Origin of the sequence: Ferrithrix thermotolerans DSM 19514 (assembly GCF_900128965.1) — a bacterium.
GTDB classification, from domain to species: domain Bacteria; phylum Actinomycetota; class Acidimicrobiia; order Acidimicrobiales; family Acidimicrobiaceae; genus Ferrithrix; species Ferrithrix thermotolerans.
On record NZ_FQUL01000083.1, the window covers coordinates 1 to 1,759 of the forward strand.

2 protein-coding genes are annotated in these 1,759 nt (G+C 53.1%); one reads left to right on the forward strand and one right to left on the reverse strand.

Features of this window, described 5'->3' with window-relative positions:
- Positions 1–248: 248 nt before the first annotated feature.
- Positions 249–536, forward strand: coding sequence for an AbrB/MazE/SpoVT family DNA-binding domain-containing protein (locus tag BUA24_RS11650; protein ID WP_072792769.1), 288 nt, complete (start codon positions 249–251; stop codon positions 534–536).
- 599 nt (positions 537–1,135) lie between these two features.
- Here the strand turns inward: BUA24_RS11650 and BUA24_RS11660 are convergent.
- Positions 1,136–1,759 (reverse strand): replication protein RepA (locus tag BUA24_RS11660; RefSeq protein WP_218587483.1); only part of this gene is annotated, 624 nt, incomplete at its 5' end.

Consider the following 1,759-nt stretch of genomic DNA (forward strand, 5'->3'; position numbering starts at 1 on the left):
TCTCATGCAGCCATTTGTGCCCCAAATACCCCTACTGAACTGGGGCTATGGCCCGCCATGGGAGTCCGGGCATCCACATGAGTGTCAATAGAGCCAGATTTTCCATGATTCATCCTCTCTCCCCCACTATCATTTTTAGTGGAGCATCATGATTTCTAGTTTTCATGATTTCCTGATTTCATGACCTAGCCAAGCCAAGGCGCTTAGGCTGCGATGCGGTATCGCTGTATTACTGCTACACTTCAATCATGCGCAAAACACCAACCTTCGTCACAGTGCAGAGCCGTGGCCTCATCGCTATTCCCACCTCGATTCGGCGGCGCTTCGGCTTAGACCAGCCTGGAGCACAGGTCGAGGTGATTGAGCGAGAGAACGAGATTGTCCTTCGCCCACACATTGCCGTGCCATCTGATCAAGCGTGGTTTTGGAAAGAGCGTTGGCAGCAGATGGAGCGCGAAGCAGATGAGGATATTTCCGCTGGACGGGTAGTAGTCAGCGAGGATATTGACGAGTTCCTTGCCGATCTTGACTCGTGAGGTATGAGCGAACAGAACTGTTCAAAGCCGACTATCAACAGTTATCCGAACATGAACGTGAGCTGTTCCGTGCCGTAGCCCGCATCTTCAATGCTGCGTGTGATCGTTTCATTGAGACTAAAGATCCCTCATCATGGCCAGCCAGCCTACGGGTGAAAGCTGTAGTTAACGCACCAGGAATTTTCGAGATGAATTGGAGCTTCAGTGGTCCCGACGGTCGAGCCACTTGGCAGTGGGCCACAGTTGTGACTTCTAATGGAGTTTCAGTGCCAGCAGTGCGTTGGCGACGGATTGGTGGCCACCAGATCTTTCGACAACCATGATCGGTTAGCCGCATCCTTTGCACCTGCCATCCTTGCGAGGGCAAGTCATCAGGCGAAGCCTGATGAGGCGGCAGCGGGAGCGTTAGCGACCGGAGAGAACACGCGACGAGTTTTCAACAAGTGCAGTAGCCTAATACTAGGATTTTAAAAACCTATAGGTATTAGTAATATAGGCAGACTCAATTTTCGCGCCTTGAGCTGGGAGAACACAAGGGTGGCCGTCACCTCGTATGCGTGAATAACTCTCTTTTGCACGGCCCCACTGTGGACAACTCGTCAGGCGTCGAGCACAATCTTTCTGGCGACAGGCAGAGGCCAGGGCTTTAGCACCAAGCCGTCTGCGGACGGTAAGACGTTGGCCTCGGGGTAGGCGAGATGGACAATCGGGAGGGTCTTGATGACCTTGGCCTTGAACTGACGGGTTTGTGCGTACTGTGATCCGAACTGCTCGGAGAGGAGCGTCCACGGCACAGTGGTAGTACGGCAGAGGCTGAACATCCTGTGGGCGAGCCAGGTGTAAAGATCCAGAGCTAACGGGCCTGCCTTAGCCTGCTGGATGAGCGCTAAGCCACGGGTGTCGAGGGGTACAGAGCTGGCCTTAATTAAATCGCGGAAGGCCGGTGAGATTGTGATCGTGTTAGGCCACAATGTGTCGCTATGAGTGGGCCTATCCGACCACCACAAGTCTGCTTCATCGATCATGCCAAAATTCTTCGAGTGAAAGTTCCATACGCCATCTCCCATCACGCGGGTGTCCGTAATAGTGATGGTCGATGTCGCCAATCGTGTGACTTGATCTCGCAACCTAGCGGGACTTTCCTGGCTAGCAAGATCGACTCCTCCATTACCCCTGCTAAGGATGGGTAAGTGGTATCGATTTCTGTAGTACCTATATGGAGT

What these genes read in the sequence shown, in the direction of transcription:
- BUA24_RS11650 (WP_072792769.1), top strand. Translation starts at nt 249, where the DNA reads ATGCGCAAAACACCAACCTTCGTCACAGTGCAGAGCCGTGGCCTCATC.